The sequence below is a fragment of the Anoxybacillus sp. J5B_2022 genome, assembly GCF_026847645.1.
Lineage (GTDB): Bacteria > Bacillota > Bacilli > Bacillales > Anoxybacillaceae > Anoxybacteroides.
Window position 1 is genome coordinate 1 of sequence record NZ_JAPSMC010000054.1, and the last position, 19,547, is coordinate 19,547.

Sequence of the window (19,547 nt, forward strand, 5' to 3'; positions counted from 1 at the left end):
TAAAAGAATATATTGATGCTGGCATAATTGATTTAGTGAATGATCCAGAGGGAGTAGAAATTAATGTTATTGGTCACGAAAATTTAGTGGTACCTGTCAATGTGTCAATGGAAGTGACTAATCGGTGCCAATTAAAATGCCTCCACTGTTTTAATGAATCTGGAAAGGAAAGGAAAGGAGAAATAGAGGTTGATAAATTTATTGAATTAGCCAAGGTATTTGTTGAAATTGGAGTTCACTCTTTCTTTATTACAGGTGGAGAACCGATGCTAAAGAAAAATGTTGAAAACCTTATTTCTTTTTTAGGGAAACATGCTTGTACTGTTACAATTGCCTCCAACGGCTTGTTATTAAGAGAAAGAATATTGAATATTTTAAGCACATTCCCGAATATAGGAGTACAAGTTAGTTTAGACGGACTTGAAAAAAATCACGACTTTATAAGAGGTGTAAAGGGGGCATTCAACAGAACGGTAGATAATATAAGGAGAATGACAGAAAAACGCATACCTGTTTCCATTTCTTTTACGATGAATGATTATAATAAAGATGATTTAGAAGGTTTAATACAATTATGTAGAAACTTGAACTGTTTAGGTGTTAGCATTGGATTAACGTCGAATGCAGGTAGAGCAAAGACAAATGAAATACCTGTGAAAGTAGCTAGAGATTTTATTGATATTTTACAGAATTTCCATCGGAAGTATACGACAGACGATTTTTATGTAGGATTAGATATATGTGAAAAGAAAATTAGTAAAATTATGGATAATGTTGCTTATCCTAATAAATGCGGGGCTGGCTATCATGAGATCCATATTATGGCCAACGGTGAAGTAACACCATGCCCAGCCATTTCGAATATAATTCTTGGGGATGTCAAACAGAATGATATTTTTGAAATTTTAGATATTTCTAATTTAAGAAGAATTATGGGTATACCATCTCCGATTCGAAATATTTGTGGAGACTGCCAACATTATGATACATGTGGAAACTGCATCGCTTCTATGTTCGAGGTGAGTGAAAGTGAATGTAAAGTCCAGAGAGAAATCATCAAAATATAAAACTTACACTTTAATTTCTGAATATTCATTAACAAAGATATTCTCAACAGAAAATCAATGGGTTGAGGACTTTCCTTCGACTGTTACTTCTCGGCTAAATTTTATGAATGAATACGATGTGATAATTTTACAACATTCGTTGTCCTCTATTCTATCCTATTTATCTAAGGAAAAGAAGCTGCCACAGAAAATAATTGAAAACGCCAAAAATATCTTAGAGGATCAATGTTATTTTGATATTCCTGCAATAGAACAAATTTTTAGTAAAATGAAAGAGCTAGAGAAAAAGTATTGTATAGATGTCAGAATTGCAATTGAATTGAAAGAAAAAAGAAAGATAATTTTTAATCACAATGGAGTGATTTATGTAAATAAGGAACGGTACTATATTTTTTCATACAATGTCGTTCACTATAATACCCAACAGATGAGTTTAAGCGACTATATTATTTTAGAATATTTACATTATGATAATTTTTTGGATGTTTTTCAAAGAATTGAAGAAGAAATTCAGTTTATGTTCAAAAGGAAAATAAAACTAATAGATGTTGAATCGTATGATCTCTATTTCCATCCATATGCAACAGGGATATTTTTTCATGAATTTATCGGTCATCTCCTAGAAGCAGATCATTTTTTTACATCGCCACTTGTGTATCAACAAGATTTTAAGTTTAAAGAAAATATAAACATCATTGAAAATTATGGGTTATACCAACGATACGATGATTTAGGGAATATCATATATCCGAATATAGATTTAGTAAAAAAAGGAAAATTAAAAAATCTACTAAACAGTGAAGTCACTAAATATATTTATCGCCAGCAGTCATCAGGAAACGCTATACAAGGAAACAATACTGCAGATATTTATCCAAGGATGCAGCATATGTACATTTGCCCCGGAGAAAAACCAATAAGGGATTCCCTAACTCGGACGATGAAAGGTATTTATGTCAAAAAATTAAACATGGGTGAGGTGAATACACATACCGGCGATTTTACAGTGGAAGTAGAGATGTCCTATTTGATCGAAAATGGAAAGTGTACATCGGAAGTTGAGCCATTTATGATGACTTTTAATATTTTTGAACTGGCCAATCGAGAATTGTTGCTTGGGAATGAGGTGAAAACGTTTTATAATTTATGCGGAAAAAGAGGATCGGTTGTGAAGGTCGCCTATACGGTTCCAGCACTAGGGATTAAAGCATCTGCAAAGGAATGAAAAGTTAAGATTTCTCTGTTGCACTGGATAGATTTGTGGAGTGAAGGAAGTTGATGACGTTGCACTGGATAGATTTGTGGAGTGAAGGAAGTTGATGACGGATGGAGTGTAAAAAAATATATGTACGTAGCGTGTTTAAAGATCACAAAATATCCTCAACTATCATATGTGAAGATCTCGTACAATACGAACAAATATCAAGTGATATCAATGAAAAGACGCAAAAGTTTTTTTATATAATCCAAGATATCGTAAAAAGATATGTTAAACATTATGAAATTCATCTATGCTTACATATTAAAACCATTGTTAACCAGATATATTTTTCAATCGAAAATATTATAATGACCATTTTTTTTCAGCGGGAAAACGGTGAATGGGATGTCTTGCAATATGATTGTGGAAAAGAGATATACAGAGAGCAAATAGAAGAATTCGTTTCAACAAATATATTAAATTTTATGGATTACACGAGTGTATTTGACGAATTTGACTATATTATGCTCGAAGAAAAAGATATAATACTTTTATTTAATATTTTTTTGCAATATTTTTATGAAAGAAAAGAAGTCCATATGCTAGATGATGGCGATGTTTTTTGTTTCACAGGTCAGGACGGTCAACAAATTTGTTTGTCTAACAAAATAGATCTAAGAAAAACGTATCCCGTTTTCTTGGAAAAATTAGTTCATATTGATACATCTAGGATATTGAAGGGAAATATTCGATACGTAAAAACGAAAAAAATTATTAATTACTCAACAATCTTAAATTTCCATAACGGCGATATACATCTATTGTTAAATTTGAATCACACCCATAAGAACAAGTTCTTGTTTAGATCAAATATTCGTGAATTTTTTAGAAGTTTTTATATTTTGGATCAGAATCAAAAATGTATTCTATTTGAAATAAATAAGTGAGGGTGAACATATGTTACGATTAGAACATATCACTATAAAATACAATGAAAGAGTGATCTTTCACGACTTAAGCTATTCATTTCAAGAAAATAAAATATATGGTCTAATCGGGAGAAACGGAGCGGGAAAGACAACGTTGTTAAAAACGATCGCACGTTTGAAAAAAGAAGAGCATGGAGATATTTTTTGGGGAGATGTTTCCATTAAAAACAAAGATTATTTTGATTTGGATGCTACGTTCATTAGCGATGATCACTCTTTTTTTCAAGATTTGACGATGTACGAACAAATGTTGTTTTTATGTAAAATTAAGGGGCTTCAAAAAACAAAAGCACAAAAGAAAATAGAAGAAATTGTCGACCTGTTTAAGTTGGGAGACTACATTGATTATTTTCCTCATGCGCTTTCGAGGGGAACGCTTCAAAGGTTTGGTATTGCCTTTGGTTATTTAAGAGGGAGTAATTTGCTGTTATTGGATGAACCTTTTATTACCCTTGATCCAATCCAAGTGAATACATTGGAAAAATTATTAATATCTCAAAAAAGTCCGAACAGAATTATTGTTGTTTCTAGCCATGACTTGGATAGTTTAGAAGCCATTTGCGATGAATATTTAATCATTAAAGATAAGAACGTTATTCGTTATCTTCCTAATGAAATTGGACGGTCAACAATTACTCAAATCATTGGTGATAGTTATGAATAGTCATATTGTATATTATTTTATACTCAATCAAATGAGAAAAGGGATGCGGATCGTCAAACAATATCCTTTCTATGTCGTTGGGATGATTGTTGCCATGTTTTTTCTTGTTCCCGCAGCAATCGATTTGAGTCGTGTTTATGGGAATATCGTTAATCACTATGCTCCTTATTTGATTTTTGTTTATGGAGTAGTAAAGTTGTTTCAAAATAACCCGATCATAAATGTTCCGTTCCAAATTTTTCAGTATCGGCTTTTTAATTTTAAAAAATTTAAGCAATATTTGCTCATGAAAATGAGCTTCCCAAGCATCGTTTTTTTGATCGTCTATATGCTATTCATGCAGCAGGTCAGCACATCGTTGATTATAGCTCTATTAGTTAATATTCTTTTTAATTACCTATGTTTTATGCGTTATCAATATGAAATATTGTATGTTCAGTTGCTCATGGTGGGTACAGTTGTGTTAGGTTTCATAGCGATTTATGTAGAGGCGATAATAATTGCAGCTTTGATGTTTATGGCGATGATCATACATTTGTTTTCGTTAAAATCGTTAGATTACTCATTATTGCATCGCTACTATCAAATCATGTCTAAAATGGGAGAGGGACTGTTAAATAAAGATATAAGTAAAATTTTAGAGATTCAACAGTTACTCACAGCAAAAAAAGTGTCATCAAATACAAAGTTATTGCTGAAGTATTATGATCAAGACTATCTATTTTATCTCATGAGGGAAGTTTTAAAAGTTAGGTATTATCAGAAAGATTTTTTTGTTTACATAACAACGTTATTGCTATTTAGCATGTCAGGAATTTGGCTAGACCATTTTTATTATCAAGTGGGTCACATTTTTTTAGTCATTTTTTTCACAGATCATATGCTGACAAAATTGAACAAATATGAGTTAGAAACAATGAAAAAAAGTCTAGTTTTTCATATAAACTTGAGACAGTATGTGAAAAGAAAATATATATGCCACCTTATTTTCATGTTAGTGCCAATCATTTTAAGTTTTCCGATTTTGATAAAGTTGCCGCTTTCCCTTTTGTTAATTTGGGGATGTTTACCCCTGAAAAATGTGTTATTTAATTATACAGAAAAAAGGTTTTTCAGAGCGATGCTGTATGCTCTGGGGGTTTTACTGTACTCTTTTCCTTATATAGAAATGACATGGCTCCATTAATGCTTGGATTGGATTAAGAGTGAATGGGGGAGGCACAACTCATACGTTTGTATCCCTTCGTCATCGATGCGTTCGCCTTTTTGTGAAGCGATCTGAAACCAAAGATACGGTTAATGTGGAGTATGATGAAACAAAAGTAAGCGTAGAAAAACTGAAAGAAGCGATTGAAGAGCAAGGATATAATGTGAAGTAACATGAAAGAGAGAGGGTGTCTCAAAAGTGATCACTTTTGAGACACCCTCAAATAGTATTATGATGACATTTTACGGCATTCTTCAGCACACTGACGGCATAAATTGGCACATTCCTGACAGTGTGTATCTTGGAATTTTGCACATTCAGCGGCACAAGCATCGCAAATTGTCGCGCAAAGTTGGCAAAACTCCTTCGCATACATGCTTCCGCGAGACATCCATTGAGCCGCCATGGCACAAATATCTGCACAATCCCTTAAAATGTTGATACAATGTGTTCTAGCCTGTACGTCAGCTGCTTTTAAACATGAAGTCAGACATTCTTCACACGCTTGCATACATTGGTTGCAAGCATCAATACACGTTTGAAATTGTTGAACTGATGAACTAATAACTGTCGTCATATATAATCCCTCCAATGATTTAAATTCATTATTATTTTTTTCTAACTAAAAAAAAATAAACTGGAAATAAAAACAAAAAAATAAGAGGCTGTCTCAAAAGGGTGTTAACCTTTTGAGACAGCCTCTTTTACTTACTACGATAAATCGTTATTCCCCTTTATTCGTTGTGTCATTCGGATCTGGGGTATAGTCCGATTTGTAATCGGTATATTTTACTTCTGTGACCATTCCGGCTGAAGCATGGTGCAAGTCATGGCAATGGAACATCCAGTTTCCCGGATTATCTGCTTTAAATGCGACTACATATTCTTCACCCGGTTTTAAATTCAAGGTATCCTTAATCAATGGGGAGCCTGTAATTGGCTTACCATTTTTACTTAATACTTGGAAGAAATGTCCGTGTAAATGCATAGGATGTAAATCTTTCGGTGAATTGTTCACCAATTTTACTTTTACTAGATCTCCTTTCTTCACATTTACGGGTGCTGTTTCAGGATACGTTTTCCCATTAATCGTGAAGATCATGCCATCTTTGCCCATCGCTGTTCCTAAATCCATCGTGTACTCTACATCATATTTTTGGTCTAACGTAAATGGACCTGTCTCATATTTTCCGTATTTTGTAATATCTACCACAGGAAGATTTTCTTTTGCATTCGCTTTGTCCGTATTGTTTGCTTGTCCTTCGTATTGAATTTTCACTTTCATGCCATCGGTACCTTTCATATTCCCGTGACATTCTAGTAACCATTCACCCGGGTTATTGGCGATAAACTCAATGTCGTAGCGCTCACCCGGAGCGATATTCAACAGTTCATCTTTGATTGGTTGCGGATCTTTTAATGGCTGTCCGTCTGTTGCGACAATTTTAAACTCATGTCCATGCAAATGAAGCTTGTGGGACATATATCCTGCATTGACAAGACGAAGTCGCACTTTTTCGCCTTTTTTCACTTTTAACGGTTGGACAGCATCCCCGCTTTTCCCGTTAATCGTGAAAATATCGTACATATTCATCATATCATGGCCCATGCTGCTCATATCCATTTGTTGATTATCAGAGCTATTTCCATTATTCATATTACTATGATCCATGCCGCTCATATCCATATTTCCTTCATCCGGATTGCTCATCCATTCATCTAACACAAGTGTATAATCTCGATCGACTTTTTCTTCATTTTTCGGTTCTACGATTAATGTACCGTATAATCCCTTGTCCACTTGCTCGGCGCTTTTTTGATGGGAATGATACCAATACGTTCCCGGCACGGTTGCTGTAAATTCATACGTAAACGTTTCACCCGGTTTAATGGCGTCCATCGTGACACCCGGTACTCCATCTTGATTATTTGGAACAGGATAGCCGTGCCAGTGAATCGTGATCGGTTCTGGCAATTCATTTTTTAAAACAATTTTCACATTATCCCCTTGCTTTACGCGGATTTGCGCACCGGGTACCGATCCATTATACGTGTATACCGGGAGTTTGACTTGATCGTTGATTTGTAATAACGCTTCCTTCGCAGTAAGGTTAATCTCTTTCCCAGATAACACTTCTGTATTGGTTGCCAAAGGTAATTGCTGCTTACTCGATTCGTTGGAAGTATTTTCTTTTTTTGTATTCATGTTGGACATGTCGTGTCCTTGCATCGAAGAATTATTTGAGCAAGCTGCACCAATCGCAACAACTCCTGCCAAAACAGTTCCTAACAATAATTTCTTCATCGCTTTCCCTCCATAAACTTGTGATGTAAGTCATAGTAACATCATCATAAAAAATAAATGTGCAAAATTTATGGAGAAAAAAGTTATACAAAATAAATTAAAAGAAATACTTATTGTTAATGGAAGATATGAAATAAAAAACAAGCTACTACCAGATTAATTACGGTTATAGGTAATAGCTTGTTTGCCCATTTGGATCCAAGCGTTTATAAATTCAGACTTAGGTGCTTTTTTATTTTTTGTACCTGTCAATGGGTCATTAAAATAAATGTATTGGTCATCGTATCCAGTGATTAATACAGAGTGTTCTCGGTATGTTATTTTTATAGGACCTTGTGGGGTTTGCCATTCAACAAATTCAGACGGAGGGAGTACACGAAAAGTTGTGTTGGTAATCACCCAAACAGGGATACCTTTTGACAAATATTTATATATTTCTTCAAATGATTGTCCAGTTAAATCAACAATTTGATTAGGCAAATACATCTCGGCTAATTCTTTTATAGGTTTATGATAAACACCATATCCCGGTTTCGTTTTTGTATACATATCACCAACAAACCCTTCATTTGGATGGCCATAAAATACCTTCCCATTATGTACTCGATAAGGAGTTGGGTTTTTCTTTATTTGCTTCGCTAGCGTCATCTTATCTACCTTGATTCCTGCATGGTTCAATAGCATAGCCAGGCTTGTTACCTCGCACCCCCTTGGTAGTTCTGGAAGTTGTGAGAAAAGAGGGGCATCAATGAGAGCTGATACCATCATGACTGGTTCTTTTAGTTGTCCTGATGAGAAGGTTCGCTCTTTCGCTTTATTTTTATCAGTTGTTCTCTGTGTTAGATTTTTTACAGCATCTACCACGTTTTCGGAATTTGCATAATAAGCAAATAAGGTTACAAACAGTAGGGAAAAAGCTGTATTGTATCCTAATGCTAGTTTATATAACTTCTTACTAGTTGGGTTTCGCAAAAGAAAGATAGAAAGTAAAACAATCATAAAAGCTGAAAAAAATAGAATTCCTAACATGATTGTTGCAACACCCTTTGTTAAACTTGATGTTTTTATATTAGTAGTTAAATTTGCAGAAAGCATGGAGATGACTGTTATTGAATAAAACAAATTTTACACTTGTCAAGTAGAGAAATGAAAAAATTATTGTTCCAATAAAAAACTCCTTATAATTAGGAAGGGGACACACCAAATCCCTAATTACAAGGAGGACTATGGCATGAATTGTACCACATTTCAAGCGTGATGGAAAGAGCTTGATGTCCAATTGTTTCGCTTTGATTTATTTTGCAAAATATGTTTTACTGAATACTAAAGCAAGCAGCAATTGCTTCAAGCGTATGGATGAAATCAAGTTATGCTTGAATAATGGCTTTTCTGCCGACTGGGAATACGGTGCGCGTGTTCCTATGCGAGCAGCCATCGTTGTTCAACGAAAAAAATGAAATCGATTCCATAAGCGTAGAAATGGGGGATGAAAGACATCTGTAGCAGCGGCTTCGTTCTTTGCTCACAGTTGTAGAGCAGACGGATGGTTTCAGGGTAACTTTTATTCTAGAAAGGTGTAGGGAAATGACAAAAGAAGCTCGATTATATTTGTGGATGATGGCATTTTTTACGTTTGCATTCGGAATGTCTAATACGTTCATCAACGTATTTCTTTGGAAGTTGAACTCATCGTACACTTTTTTGGCCAAGTACAGTTTCATTTGGTCTTTTGTCATTTTAGTCAGTTTTCCGCTTTGTGCTTCTTACGCTCGCAAAAAAACGCCGATGGCGAGTTTGCGTTTGGGCGTTATCTTTTTTATTTTGACCTTTGGTTTCGTATTGTTTTATCAAGAACAAAGCCCAGCACATATTTATGAGATCGGGTGTTTGATGGGATTAGGAGCGAGTTTTTTTGCCATTGGAATGCATATGCAATCTTTGGACAGTACGGAAGACCAAGAGCGGGATCGGTTTCTGTATGTAGGGAATCTTTTAAATAGCATCAGCGGAATGCTCGCTCCGATGTTGGCGGGTTATTTCATTGAGCGTTACGCAGGGATGAAAGGATATTATCTAGTTTTTAGCATGACCCTTCTTTGGTTTTTAGTGGTTGTGCTAATGTCCTTTAGGCTAAAAGGGAAGCAAGTACCGAGGCAATCACAGTTGCTGGAAGTGTGGAAAAACCCATCTCGAGAATGGAAAGGGATGTATTGGGTGACTATGGGCTCTGGTGTGGTCGAAGGGACGTATTCGACGTTTCTTGTGACGATGATGTCTTACTCGATCTTAAAAAGTGAGCTCGCCCTTGGCGGGTTTGCTACGTTTGCTTCTTTGATGGGGATGCTTACTTCATTTGTGTTGTCTAGATTTTCTAACCCTGAACGGCGGTTGAACATTTATACTGCCGGAGCGTTGCTGCTTTGCGTATCATCGGTTGTACTCAGCCTTAAACAAGAATTTTCCATTCTCGTTGTTTATACAATTCTCTCGACGATTGGGTTCAATCTCATTACAACAACGTTTAATGCGTGGACGTATGCTTCGATCGAAAAAGATCCAGCCTATCAAGAACGACGCTTAGATTATATTGTTATTCGTGAAATTCCTTTAGGATTGGGGCGGATGATCGGAATTATCTTGTTCTTGGTGCTACATGCTTATACCGATCCGCAAAAAATTTTGGCTATCAGTTTCGCACTCTTTGGCTCTGTTTACCTCCTTTTAGTGGTGCCTTTGAGAAAAATATGGTCGAGAAGCGTCAGAGACAGAAATATAGCCGCATAGCAAGCATACCTACGGTTCACAAGTTATCTTTTTTGCCGTAGTCAGCAACGTCTATATAGGTGCACTTTGAAGCTTTAACATTTTTACCGTTTACGTCGTTATTTTTCGACTGTCGGGCGACCGAACAACACCGCTCCCAGACAAATGAATTTGTCTGGGAAGCGGCTGGTTGTTCGGTCCTCTGTCACGCCAAAGCGTGACGAAGGCAAGCCATAGGCTTGCCTCGACAGTCGAAAAAAAATTAAGTTAAACTTCCCAGTTGTATCTATATATGTCGGCTGCCCCATGCCTTTTCCGAACGGGTTGACATCTCGTTCGTCTTTTTTTTTGCAGAAATTTTGTTTAACAAACGGAATATCGCGGCAAACTAAAGGAAAATTTTTCTGAAAGAGGAGATGAAAAGATGGCAATCGATCTCATTTGCACCATTGGACCTGCGACGAATCGTCGGGACATGATTCAAGCGTTAATGGAGCATGGAATGACGGTTGTAAGACTCAATTTATCGCACGGGGAACAGTGTAACCATCAAAAGGTCATCGAAACGGTTCGCTCGTTAAATAAACAATTAGGAAAGAAAGTAAAAATATTAGGGGATTTGCAAGGACCGAAAATTCGATTAGGCGACATACAAGGCGGAACGGTCGTATTACAAAAAGGACAACGGTTTACGTTGCGCACGACTGATTGCATTGGAACAGACAAAGAAGCAAGGATAGATCATGAGCAAATGACGAAAGACGTTACAATCGGGGCAAAAATTTTGTTAAATGATGGAGCGGTGGAATTGATCGTCAAACGAATAGGGGAAAAAGAAATCGAAACAGAAGTAATCATCGGTGGGCCGATCGGGAGTCGAAAAAGTGTCAACTTGCCAGGGACTAAAATATCATTGCCAGCTTTGACGAAAAAAGACGAGCGTGATTTACAATTTTTGTTGCGTGAAGAAGTAGATATGGTGGCGTGTTCATTCGTTCGAGAAGCGGTTCATTTGCATGAAGTCCACCAGTTCATAGCTTCCATCGGCAATGCGAAAAAGCCGATGGTTATCGCCAAAATCGAAACGCTAGAAGCGGTGAAAAATTTTCGAGCCATTCGCGAGGCAGCAGACGGAATTATGGTAGCGCGCGGCGATTTAGGAGTCGAACTTCCATTGGCGTGGGTTCCGCTTTTACAAAAGGCGATGATTTACGAATGCAATCGATTTAATACGTATATCATTACAGCAACACAAATGTTGCAGTCGATGGTAGAGCAAGAAAAGCCGACGCGCGCGGAAGTGACCGACATTTTTCAAGCGGTGCTCGACGGCACGAACGCAGTAATGCTATCCGCAGAAAGCGCCACAGGAAAGCATCCAGTAGAAAGCGTAACCGTACTACAAACGATCAGCGCATTTGCCGAAAAGCTGAAAAGCGAAGCCCCGTTTGACTTTGAAGACATGATGAAATTAATCGAAGGACGTTTTTTCTCCTAACCATGTGTTCGTGGTAGGAGTTTTTATTATGGACTAACGTAGACGATATGCTCCATCATAATCAACTGTATTTCACCATAACATTATCTTGCGCGCCAATCGCGCGTTTTTTCGCGAAAAATGTCTAAAAGATAGAGATTGACGTGGAAGAAAATGCCCATTATGATAAATGTATCATTCAGAATATTTCGACTTATTTATTTTGCCGAAAAAACAACTGCTTTTACACCGTCTTCACAGCTAGAATGCATGTCCCACATCTACGAACTTCCATGGTATTACGTTCGATTAAGAAAGAAAAGGAGAAGATTATGGTGCGCTACGAATTTAAACTGCCGGATATTGGCGAAGGGCTGCATGAAGCAGAGATTGTCCGATGGTTCGTTCACGAAGGAGAAAAAGTCACGATCGATCAGCCAATTGCCGAAATCCAGACCGATAAAGCAACGGTCGAAATTTCCACCCCTGTTGCGGGGAAAATCATTGCCCTTGCTGGACCTGAAGGAGAAGTGGTGAAAGTAGGAGAGCCGCTGATCATCGTCGATATGCAAGAAAAAATGGAAGCGGTTGCACCAGTTGCGCCGCAGGAAGCGGCGGAACAGCCTACGTCGTCCGAACTTGCCCCTCACCGGAAAAAGCACGTGATTGCGGCGCCGTCTGTTCGAAAACGGGCACGGGAGATGGGCATTCTGATTGAAGAAGTAAAAGGAACAGGTGAAGGAGGGAGGGTCGTCGTTGCCGATTTAGAGCGGTATGCAACTGAGCGAGCAGCGGCTGCGGTCGCCCCTGCGCTGGAAGTAATAGAGCCGACGGTGTCTCCGCCAAAACAAACGGAAGAACGCCTCCCGATGCGTGGCTTGCGGAAAAAAATTGCAGAGAAAATGGTCAAATCAGCATATACTGCTCCACATGTCACCGGAATGGACGAAGTCGATGTAACAACGCTTGTCGACATTCGGACAAGTTTAATGAATCAGCTATCGATAAAGCTTACGTATTTGCCGTTTGTCATTAAAGCGGTCACGCGTGCGTTAAAGGAACACCCGCTGTTTAACGCAACGCTTGATGAAGAAACGAACGAAATCGTACTGAAAAAAGAATATCATATCGGGATTGCCACGGCGACGAAAGAAGGACTTGTCGTTCCGGTCATTCGCCATGCCGACCAAAAATCGATTCGTGAGCTTGCGGAAGAACTTGCAGAGTTGACGGGAAAAGCCCATTGCCATACGCTTCGTGTCGATGAATTGCAAGGAAGCACGTTCACGATTACAAGTACCGGAGCAAAAGGCGGCTGGTTTGCGACGCCGATTATTAACTATCCAGAGGTTGCAATTTTAGGTGTTCATGCGATAAAGCGAAAGCCAGTCGTCATCGGAGAAGAAATCGTCATTCGGGATATGATGGGCATTTCGTTAACATTCGACCACCGCGTCATCGATGGAGAACCAGCAGGGCGGTTTATGGCTGCGGTCGCTAGCGTGTTAGAAAAACCGGAACAACTTTTATTGGATGTCCGATAACTTAGCAAATAATCCAAGTTCAAGGGGGAAAGGAAAATGATAGACCAAAACGATTTGCGCATCGAGATGGTGCATCTATTGGATGAAAACGGAAACGGGGAAGAAGAAACGTTGCACTCCTTTTCTGACGATGTGCTTATTACGCTGTATCAGTGGATGCGAAAAGCAAGGGTGATTGATGAACGGCTGTTAAAAATGCAGCGGCAAGGCCGAATCGGCACATATGCCCCATTTAGCGGACAAGAAGCTGCACAAATCGGAAGCGTATTGGCGTTAGATAAAGACGATTGGCTTTTTCCAAGCTACCGAGAAATGGCGGCATGTTTGGCGCACGGAATGCCATTGACGCAAATTTTCCATTACGTGAGGGGGCATGTGCTTGGCGGAAAAACACCAGCTGGTCTAAACATTTTCCCAATTCAAATTATTATCGGAGCGCAAACGCTGCATGCGACAGGGTGTGCATGGGCAACGAAACTAAAAGGGGAACGGCATGTGTCCGTCTGCTATTTTGGAGATGGCGCGACATCGGAAGGCGATTTTCACGAGGCGCTTAATTTTGCCGCTGTCTATCAAGTTCCCGTCATTTTCTTTTGCCAAAACAATCATTACGCCATTAGTGTTCCCATCCAAAAGCAGACGGCGAGCCGAACGATTGCCCAAAAAGCACTCGCTTATGGAATGAAAGGGGTGCTCGTCGACGGCAATGACGTGCTTGCCGTATACCAAACGATGAAAGAAGCGGTTCAGATGGCAAGAGAAGGAAAGGGTCCGGTATTAATCGAAGCGCTAACCTACCGGCTAGGGCCGCATACGACATCGGATGATCCGACAAAATATCGGAGCGAAGAAGAAGTAGAGCGATGGAAACGAACGAAAGACCCACTGCATCGCCTGCGAAAGCTACTAGAAAAACGCAACATTTGGACGGACACACAAGAAGAAGCGTTCGTGGCGCAAGTAAACGATGAAGTGACGAAAGCGTACGAAGAAGCGGCTTCAGTGGAAGCACCGTCGCTTGCCGACATATTTCGCTATGTATATGACGAACCAAGTCCATTATTGTACGAGCAGCAACAAGAAGTCATTCGAAGAAACCGTGTGAAAGAGGGGAAGTAAGATGGCGGAAATGACGATGATTCAAGCAATTCATGACGCGATGCGGCAAGAAATGGAGCGGGATGAGCGCGTCATTGTATTAGGGGAAGACGTCGGAAAAAATGGCGGGGTATTTCGTGCGACCGATGGGCTATTCGAACAGTTTGGCGAAGCGCGTGTTTTTGACACTCCGCTTGCGGAATCAGGGATTGTCGGCACATCGATTGGGCTAGCGGTGAACGGATTTCGTCCAGTTGCAGAAATCCAATTTCTTGGCTTTGTCTATCAGGCGATGGATCAATTGGCAGCACAAGCGGCGCGCCTGCGGTTTCGTTCGGCAGGAAGATTTACATGTCCGCTTGTCGTCCGCAGCCCATACGGAGGCGGCGTGCGAACTCCTGAACTTCATTCGGATGCACTCGAAGGATTGTTTGCCCATTCGCTAGGACTGAAAATTGTTATGCCATCGAACGCCTATGATGCGAAAGGATTGTTAATTTCAGCGATCCGCGATGAAGACCCGGTGCTATTTTTAGAACCGATGAAGCTATATCGCACTTTTCGCATGGAAGTGCCAGAAGAGCCGTACGAAATTCCGCTCGGAAAAGCGCGCATTGTCAAAGAAGGGGAAGATGTGACGGTCATTTCATGGGGAGCAAGCGTACCGCTCGTGGCAAAAGTCGCAGAAGAAATGAAGGAAAAAGTGGACATAGAAGTCATTGACCTCCGCTCGTTACAGCCGCTTGATTGGGACACGATTTATTCCTCTGTTTCCAAAACAGGACGCGTAATAATTGTCCATGAGGCGGTCAAGACGAATGGATTTGGAGCAGAAATTGCAGCGCTCATTAGCGAGCGGGCGTTGTTTTCTTTGTCCGCTCCAATCGTGCGCATAACCGGTTACGATACACCGTATCCAGTGCCGTCGGTAGAAGACGATTGGCTGCCGAACGCAGCCCGCATGATAGAAGGCGTACAAACACTCATGCGCTATTAGGAGGGGATGCCGATGGGAATATACGAAGATATCGTTGAACGAATTGGCGACCATAAGCGAGTGACAAGAAACGAAACAGTACTGGAACAGCATAGCAAAGGGTTAGCGTACCATGCCCCACGAAAACCGGATGTCGTTGTTTTTCCGAATACGGCGGCGGAAGTAAGTGCAGTGCTGGCGTATGCAAACGAGCGGAACATACCGATCACGCCGTTTGGCGCTGGCAGCAGCTTAGAAGGCCATATTATTCCTGTCAATGGCGGAATTACGTTAAATATGACAAAGATGAACAACATTCTCGAGATTCGTCCAGATGATTTTTTAGCTGTCGTCGAACCTGGGGTGACACGAATGCAGCTGAACGAAGCGCTCAAAAAATATGGGCTCTTTTTCCCTGTCGACCCCGGTGCCGATGCGACGATTGGCGGAATGGCGGCAACGAATGCTAGCGGTACAAATAGCGTGAAATACGGCGTCATGCGCGATCAAGTGCTCGGATTAGAAGTTGTGCTCGCTGATGGAACGATCGTGCATACGGGTGGCATGGCGCTGAAATCGTCTGCTGGGTATGATTTGACGGGACTATTTGTCGGTTCGGAAGGGACGTTAGGCGTATTTACACGTCTGATCGTTCGCTTGCAAGGCATTCCAGAAGCAACGAATGCGATGAAAGCAAGTTTTGTTTCTTTGCCTATGGCTGCACAAACAGCCGTTGAAATCATAAAAGCAGGAGTTGCAGTTGGAAAAATAGAGCTCGTCGATGAGCAGACGATCGAAGCCGTCAATCGGTACAAACAGACCAATTACTTAGCTGCGCCGACATTATTTATCGAACTAAGCGGCAGTGCAACGAGTGTGAAAGAAGGGACGGAAATCGTCCGCCAATTGTGTGAAGAGGGGCAATGCGTGGCATTTCAAACCGAAGACGACTCCATCGCCCGCGCCGCGCTATGGGAAGCGCGCCATCACGCAGCGTTCGCCATTCAAGCTGCCTATCCGAAAAAAGCGCTATTGTCGACCGATGTTTGCGTGCCTGTTTCAGAACTTGCCGAAGCCATTCGCGACACGCGCCAACTCGTGGAGGAACATGGGCTAACCGCAGCTATTTTCGGCCATGTTGGCGACGGAAATTATCATACCGTACTCGCTTTTGATCCGAACGATGCCGAAGAAGTAACACGCATCGAAAAAATTCACGAACACATCGTCCGTTATGCATTAGCGCGCGGCGGAACATGTACAGGCGAGCACGGAATCGGGATCGGAAAACGCCGCTTTTTGTACGAAGAACATGGAGATTCCGTTATGTTAATGAAAGGAATGAAACGACTATTTGACCCGAACGGCATTTTAAATCCGGGGAAAATTTTTATATGAGAAAAGCAAGCTGTGTGGCATTCGTTCACACAGCTTTTTGTTTTATGTTTGCCGTTATTAAAAAAATGACAACAATGTGTCAGACAAAATGATATTTACTTTACATTGAAACAACACTGTAAGCGCTTTAAGATGAAGCTATAGCAAGACCAATTCATGAAGGAGGAACAAAGATGGAAAATCAAACAGGCTTTCGCGTGAAAGTGCAGCGGTTTGGTAGTTATTTAAGCGGCATGATTATGCCAAATATCGGTGCATTTATCGCTTGGGGGATTATTACCGCATTATTTATTCCAACCGGATGGACGCCGAACGAGTCGTTTGCGAAACTTGTCGGGCCGATGATTACGTACTTATTGCCATTATTAATCGGTTATACAGGCGGTAAAATGATTTACGACGTTCGCGGCGGTGTCGTCGGGGCAACGGCGACGATGGGGGTTGTTGTCGGTGCTGACGTTCCGATGTTTTTAGGCGCAATGATTATGGGACCGCTTGGCGGATACTTAATCAAAAAATTTGACGAACTCATTCATGGAAAAGTAAAACAAGGGTTTGAAATGTTAGTCAACAACTTCTCTGCCGGAATTCTTGGTGGGTTGTTAACACTTATTGCGTTTAAAGGAATTGGACCTGTCGTATTAGGATTAAACAAAACATTAGCAGCTGGCGTTGAAGCGATTGTGAACATGAAATTGTTGCCGCTTGCGAACCTTTTCATCGAGCCAGCGAAAGTGCTCTTTTTAAATAACGCCATCAACCACGGAATTTTAAGCCCGCTCGGCGTAGAGCAAGCAGCAAAAGCAGGGAAATCGATTTTATTCTTATTGGAAACAAACCCAGGACCAGGACTTGGTATTTTACTTGCGTATTGGCTATTCGGAAAAGGAATGGCGAAACAATCGGCACCTGGTGCAGTGATCATCCATTTCCTTGGCGGAATTCATGAAATTTATTTTCCGTACATTTTAATGAGACCGATTTTAATTTTAGCAGCAATGGCTGGCGGCGTGAGCGGTGTGTTCACCTTTACGATTTTCAACGCAGGGCTTGTCGCAGTTCCGTCACCAGGAAGTATTTTCGCCCTTCTTGCGATGACACCGCGCGGCAACTACTTAGGAGTATTAGCAGGTGTGTTTGTCGCAGCAGCCGTATCGTTCCTTGTCGCTTCGTTCTTCTTAAAAACATCTAAACAAAACGAAGGCGAAGAAGATTTAAGCAAAGCAGCAGAACAAATGCAACAATTAAAAGGAAAGAAAAGCGATGCAGCTGCAATGTTGAAAACAAACGCCGCTCCATCAAACGTGAAAAAAATCGTTTTCGCATGCGATGCTGGAATGGGTTCTAGCGCAATGGGTGCTTCCATCATGCGCAATAAAGTGCAAAAAGCAGGACTAGACATCGAAGTAATAAACACAGCGATTAACCAACTTCCAGCGGACGCAGACGTTGTCATTACGCAACAAACGTTAACCGCTCGCGCAAAAGAAAAATTGCCGAACGCTTATCACGTATCAGTCGACAACTTCTTAAGCAGTCCAAAATATGACGAACTTGTCCAAATGCTAAAAGAAGGAAAATAATAAACCACCAGAAGAAGGTGTCCCAAAAGGAACGGGACACCTTTTCTGATTAACTTATATAAGTATAAAACAATCACCAAGAAACAATAGGTTGTGTCTGGTTTAAGGAAAATCCCCCTTTTGAGTCAGTCCCTTTTGGTGTCTCATTTACCTGCGGTGTTATATAAATGTAATTGGGTATTTTTACCTTTTTATAATGTTCGACTGACATGGTGTCTATTACTACATAAGCATTAGAGTTAATTGCTTTCAAAGTGTAACGCGCGGCAACGGTAATTGTACCAAGAACGAGCGATCGAGAAACCACCTAATGGTGAACAAGTTTCCATTGACAAAACGATGCCATGCACGTTAGGAAGAGAATGTAAAAAAAATTTTTCCTAAAGACATAAAAATATTTTTAATAATAAGCATTCCAACTGTCGGTTGCACTATCTCCGCCAACAATTAGTGATAGACTTCTTGAAATGGAACCACCACCATTGGCTAAGTTAAGAGTTGCTGATAATCTAGCTTCAGCTTTTGCGCTGCTTGTTTCCTTAGAACGAATGATTCTCATGCTTGGATTAGTATAGGTACCACCTGCTGTCCAAATATTCCAGTTTCCAGCCCACTGTATTGAATCATAATCATATCTTACCAAAGTATAGTCTGCATAAAATGAGAATCCGTATGTGGCTAGTTGATAGCTTATTAGTCTGTTTGTGCACGATGTTGTGTATGTTACTGTTGAACAACTTCCACCAGAGATACTATTAGGTGAGATGTAACCTTTTGTTTTTCCAGATTTCAACTCTCCTACTTTAACAGAGGGATCTGTAAATTGAGTTTGAGAAGCAGAACCGTCTGGGAAAAAATATGTGATTGTAACAAGCTCACCATTCACCTCTTTAACTTTTTTTACAGCTTGTTCCGGGCTTAATATATCAGCATCTAATACCTCTCCGTTTTTTAATTTATTAATTAGCTCCTCTGCTTTTTCGGGCGTAACTCCTTTTTCAACTTGCTTTTGTTTAATAAGGTCATAATCTTCTTGACTATACTGTAACATGTTTTGTTGTTCTACTGATTTGGTTTCAACCACATCTGCTTTGACTATATTGACATTTGCAAATCCTAATACGAGAGCACTACCTAATGATAGAAGTTGGATTAACTTTTTCATAAAAATCCCTCCCTACTTTAACTGTAATTAAACAAAATAAAGAGTTTTATGGATTTGAATCATGATCACAATATTAAATTTTCCATCACTAATTGAAAGTAAACTTATAT

16 protein-coding genes and 2 pseudogenes are annotated in these 19,547 nt (G+C 40.0%); 13 read left to right on the forward strand and 5 right to left on the reverse strand.

Features of this window, described 5'->3' with window-relative positions; all coding sequences use genetic code 11:
- The 6 genes and pseudogenes from M4I42_RS13220 to M4I42_RS13245 all read left to right on the forward strand — a co-directional run.
- Window positions 1-1,067 (forward strand): radical SAM protein (locus tag M4I42_RS13220; RefSeq protein ID WP_268852585.1); only part of this gene is annotated, 1,067 nt, incomplete at its 5' end.
- Window positions 1,030-2,292, forward strand: a complete 1,263-nt coding sequence (locus M4I42_RS13225; RefSeq protein ID WP_268852586.1) for a metallopeptidase TldD-related protein — start codon at window positions 1,030-1,032, stop codon at window positions 2,290-2,292. The genes M4I42_RS13220 and M4I42_RS13225, both read left to right, overlap by 38 nt.
- A 101-nt stretch (window positions 2,293-2,393) precedes the next feature.
- Window positions 2,394-3,215: a hypothetical protein gene (locus tag M4I42_RS13230; protein WP_192954417.1), complete on the forward strand. Its 822-nt coding sequence runs from the start codon at window positions 2,394-2,396 to the stop codon at window positions 3,213-3,215.
- Window positions 3,216-3,225: 10 nt separating this feature from the next.
- Window positions 3,226-3,921 carry an ATP-binding cassette domain-containing protein gene (locus M4I42_RS13235; protein ID WP_268852587.1) on the forward strand — a complete coding sequence of 232 codons (696 nt, stop codon included), beginning with the start codon at window positions 3,226-3,228 and terminating at the stop codon, window positions 3,919-3,921.
- A 43-nt stretch (window positions 3,922-3,964) separates the two neighbouring features.
- Window positions 3,965-5,107 (forward strand): hypothetical protein, encoded by a 1,143-nt coding sequence (locus tag M4I42_RS13240; RefSeq protein ID WP_268852588.1) that lies wholly within the window; start codon window positions 3,965-3,967, stop codon window positions 5,105-5,107.
- A 106-nt stretch (window positions 5,108-5,213) separates the two neighbouring features.
- Window positions 5,214-5,300: pseudogene (locus M4I42_RS13245) on the forward strand (copper-binding protein); the annotation flags it as partial.
- A gap of 57 nt (window positions 5,301-5,357) precedes the next feature.
- Here the strand turns inward: M4I42_RS13245 and M4I42_RS13250 are convergent.
- The 3 genes from M4I42_RS13250 to M4I42_RS13260 form a co-directional block, all read right to left on the reverse strand.
- Entirely contained in the window at window positions 5,358-5,705 is a 348-nt protein-coding gene (locus tag M4I42_RS13250) for a four-helix bundle copper-binding protein (protein WP_077428960.1), read from the reverse strand.
- A 147-nt stretch (window positions 5,706-5,852) separates the two neighbouring features.
- A complete protein-coding gene (locus M4I42_RS13255; protein WP_268852589.1) occupies window positions 5,853-7,433 on the reverse strand; it encodes a multicopper oxidase family protein in 1,581 nt (526 codons plus the stop codon).
- Window positions 7,434-7,589: 156 nt separating this feature from the next.
- Window positions 7,590-8,462 carry a C39 family peptidase gene (locus M4I42_RS13260; RefSeq protein WP_268852598.1) on the reverse strand — a complete coding sequence of 291 codons (873 nt, stop codon included), beginning with the start codon at window positions 8,460-8,462 and terminating at the stop codon, window positions 7,590-7,592.
- A 489-nt stretch (window positions 8,463-8,951) separates the two neighbouring features.
- Here M4I42_RS13260 and M4I42_RS13265 point away from each other — a divergent pair, with 489 nt between their 5' ends.
- The 7 genes from M4I42_RS13265 to M4I42_RS13295 all read left to right on the forward strand — a co-directional run bounded on the left by M4I42_RS13265 (window position 8,952) and on the right by M4I42_RS13295 (window position 18,272).
- The gene (locus tag M4I42_RS13265; protein WP_268852590.1) at window positions 8,952-10,217 is read left to right on the forward strand and encodes an MFS transporter; all 1,266 of its coding nucleotides are present in this window, start codon (window positions 8,952-8,954) and stop codon (window positions 10,215-10,217) included.
- 403 nt (window positions 10,218-10,620) lie between these two features.
- Window positions 10,621-11,694, forward strand: a complete 1,074-nt coding sequence (gene pyk / locus M4I42_RS13270) for a pyruvate kinase (RefSeq protein WP_268852591.1) — start codon at window positions 10,621-10,623, stop codon at window positions 11,692-11,694.
- Between the two features lie 314 nt (window positions 11,695-12,008).
- Complete coding sequence (locus M4I42_RS13275; RefSeq protein ID WP_268852592.1) at window positions 12,009-13,217, forward strand: dihydrolipoamide acetyltransferase family protein; 1,209 nt, start codon at window positions 12,009-12,011, stop codon at window positions 13,215-13,217.
- 36 nt (window positions 13,218-13,253) lie between these two features.
- Entirely contained in the window at window positions 13,254-14,336 is a 1,083-nt protein-coding gene (gene pdhA / locus M4I42_RS13280) for a pyruvate dehydrogenase (acetyl-transferring) E1 component subunit alpha (protein ID WP_268852593.1), read from the forward strand.
- Window position 14,337: 1 nt separating this feature from the next.
- On the forward strand, window positions 14,338-15,312 hold the full coding sequence (locus M4I42_RS13285) for an alpha-ketoacid dehydrogenase subunit beta (protein WP_268852594.1): 975 nt from the start codon (window positions 14,338-14,340) through the stop codon (window positions 15,310-15,312).
- A 12-nt stretch (window positions 15,313-15,324) separates the two neighbouring features.
- Complete coding sequence (locus M4I42_RS13290; RefSeq protein ID WP_268852595.1) at window positions 15,325-16,689, forward strand: FAD-binding oxidoreductase; 1,365 nt, start codon at window positions 15,325-15,327, stop codon at window positions 16,687-16,689.
- A 173-nt stretch (window positions 16,690-16,862) separates the two neighbouring features.
- Window positions 16,863-18,272, forward strand: coding sequence for a PTS mannitol transporter subunit IICB (locus tag M4I42_RS13295; protein ID WP_268852596.1), 1,410 nt, complete (start codon window positions 16,863-16,865; stop codon window positions 18,270-18,272).
- Window positions 18,273-18,523: 251 nt separating this feature from the next.
- Here M4I42_RS13295 and M4I42_RS17175 read toward each other — a convergent pair.
- Together M4I42_RS17175 and M4I42_RS13300 are read right to left on the reverse strand one after the other, a co-directional pair.
- Window positions 18,524-18,623, reverse strand: a pseudogene (locus tag M4I42_RS17175) (IS982 family transposase); the annotation flags it as partial.
- Window positions 18,624-18,672: 49 nt separating this feature from the next.
- On the reverse strand, window positions 18,673-19,437 hold the full coding sequence (locus M4I42_RS13300; RefSeq protein WP_268852597.1) for a hypothetical protein: 765 nt from the start codon (window positions 19,435-19,437) through the stop codon (window positions 18,673-18,675).
- Between the last annotated feature and the right edge of the window lie 110 nt (window positions 19,438-19,547).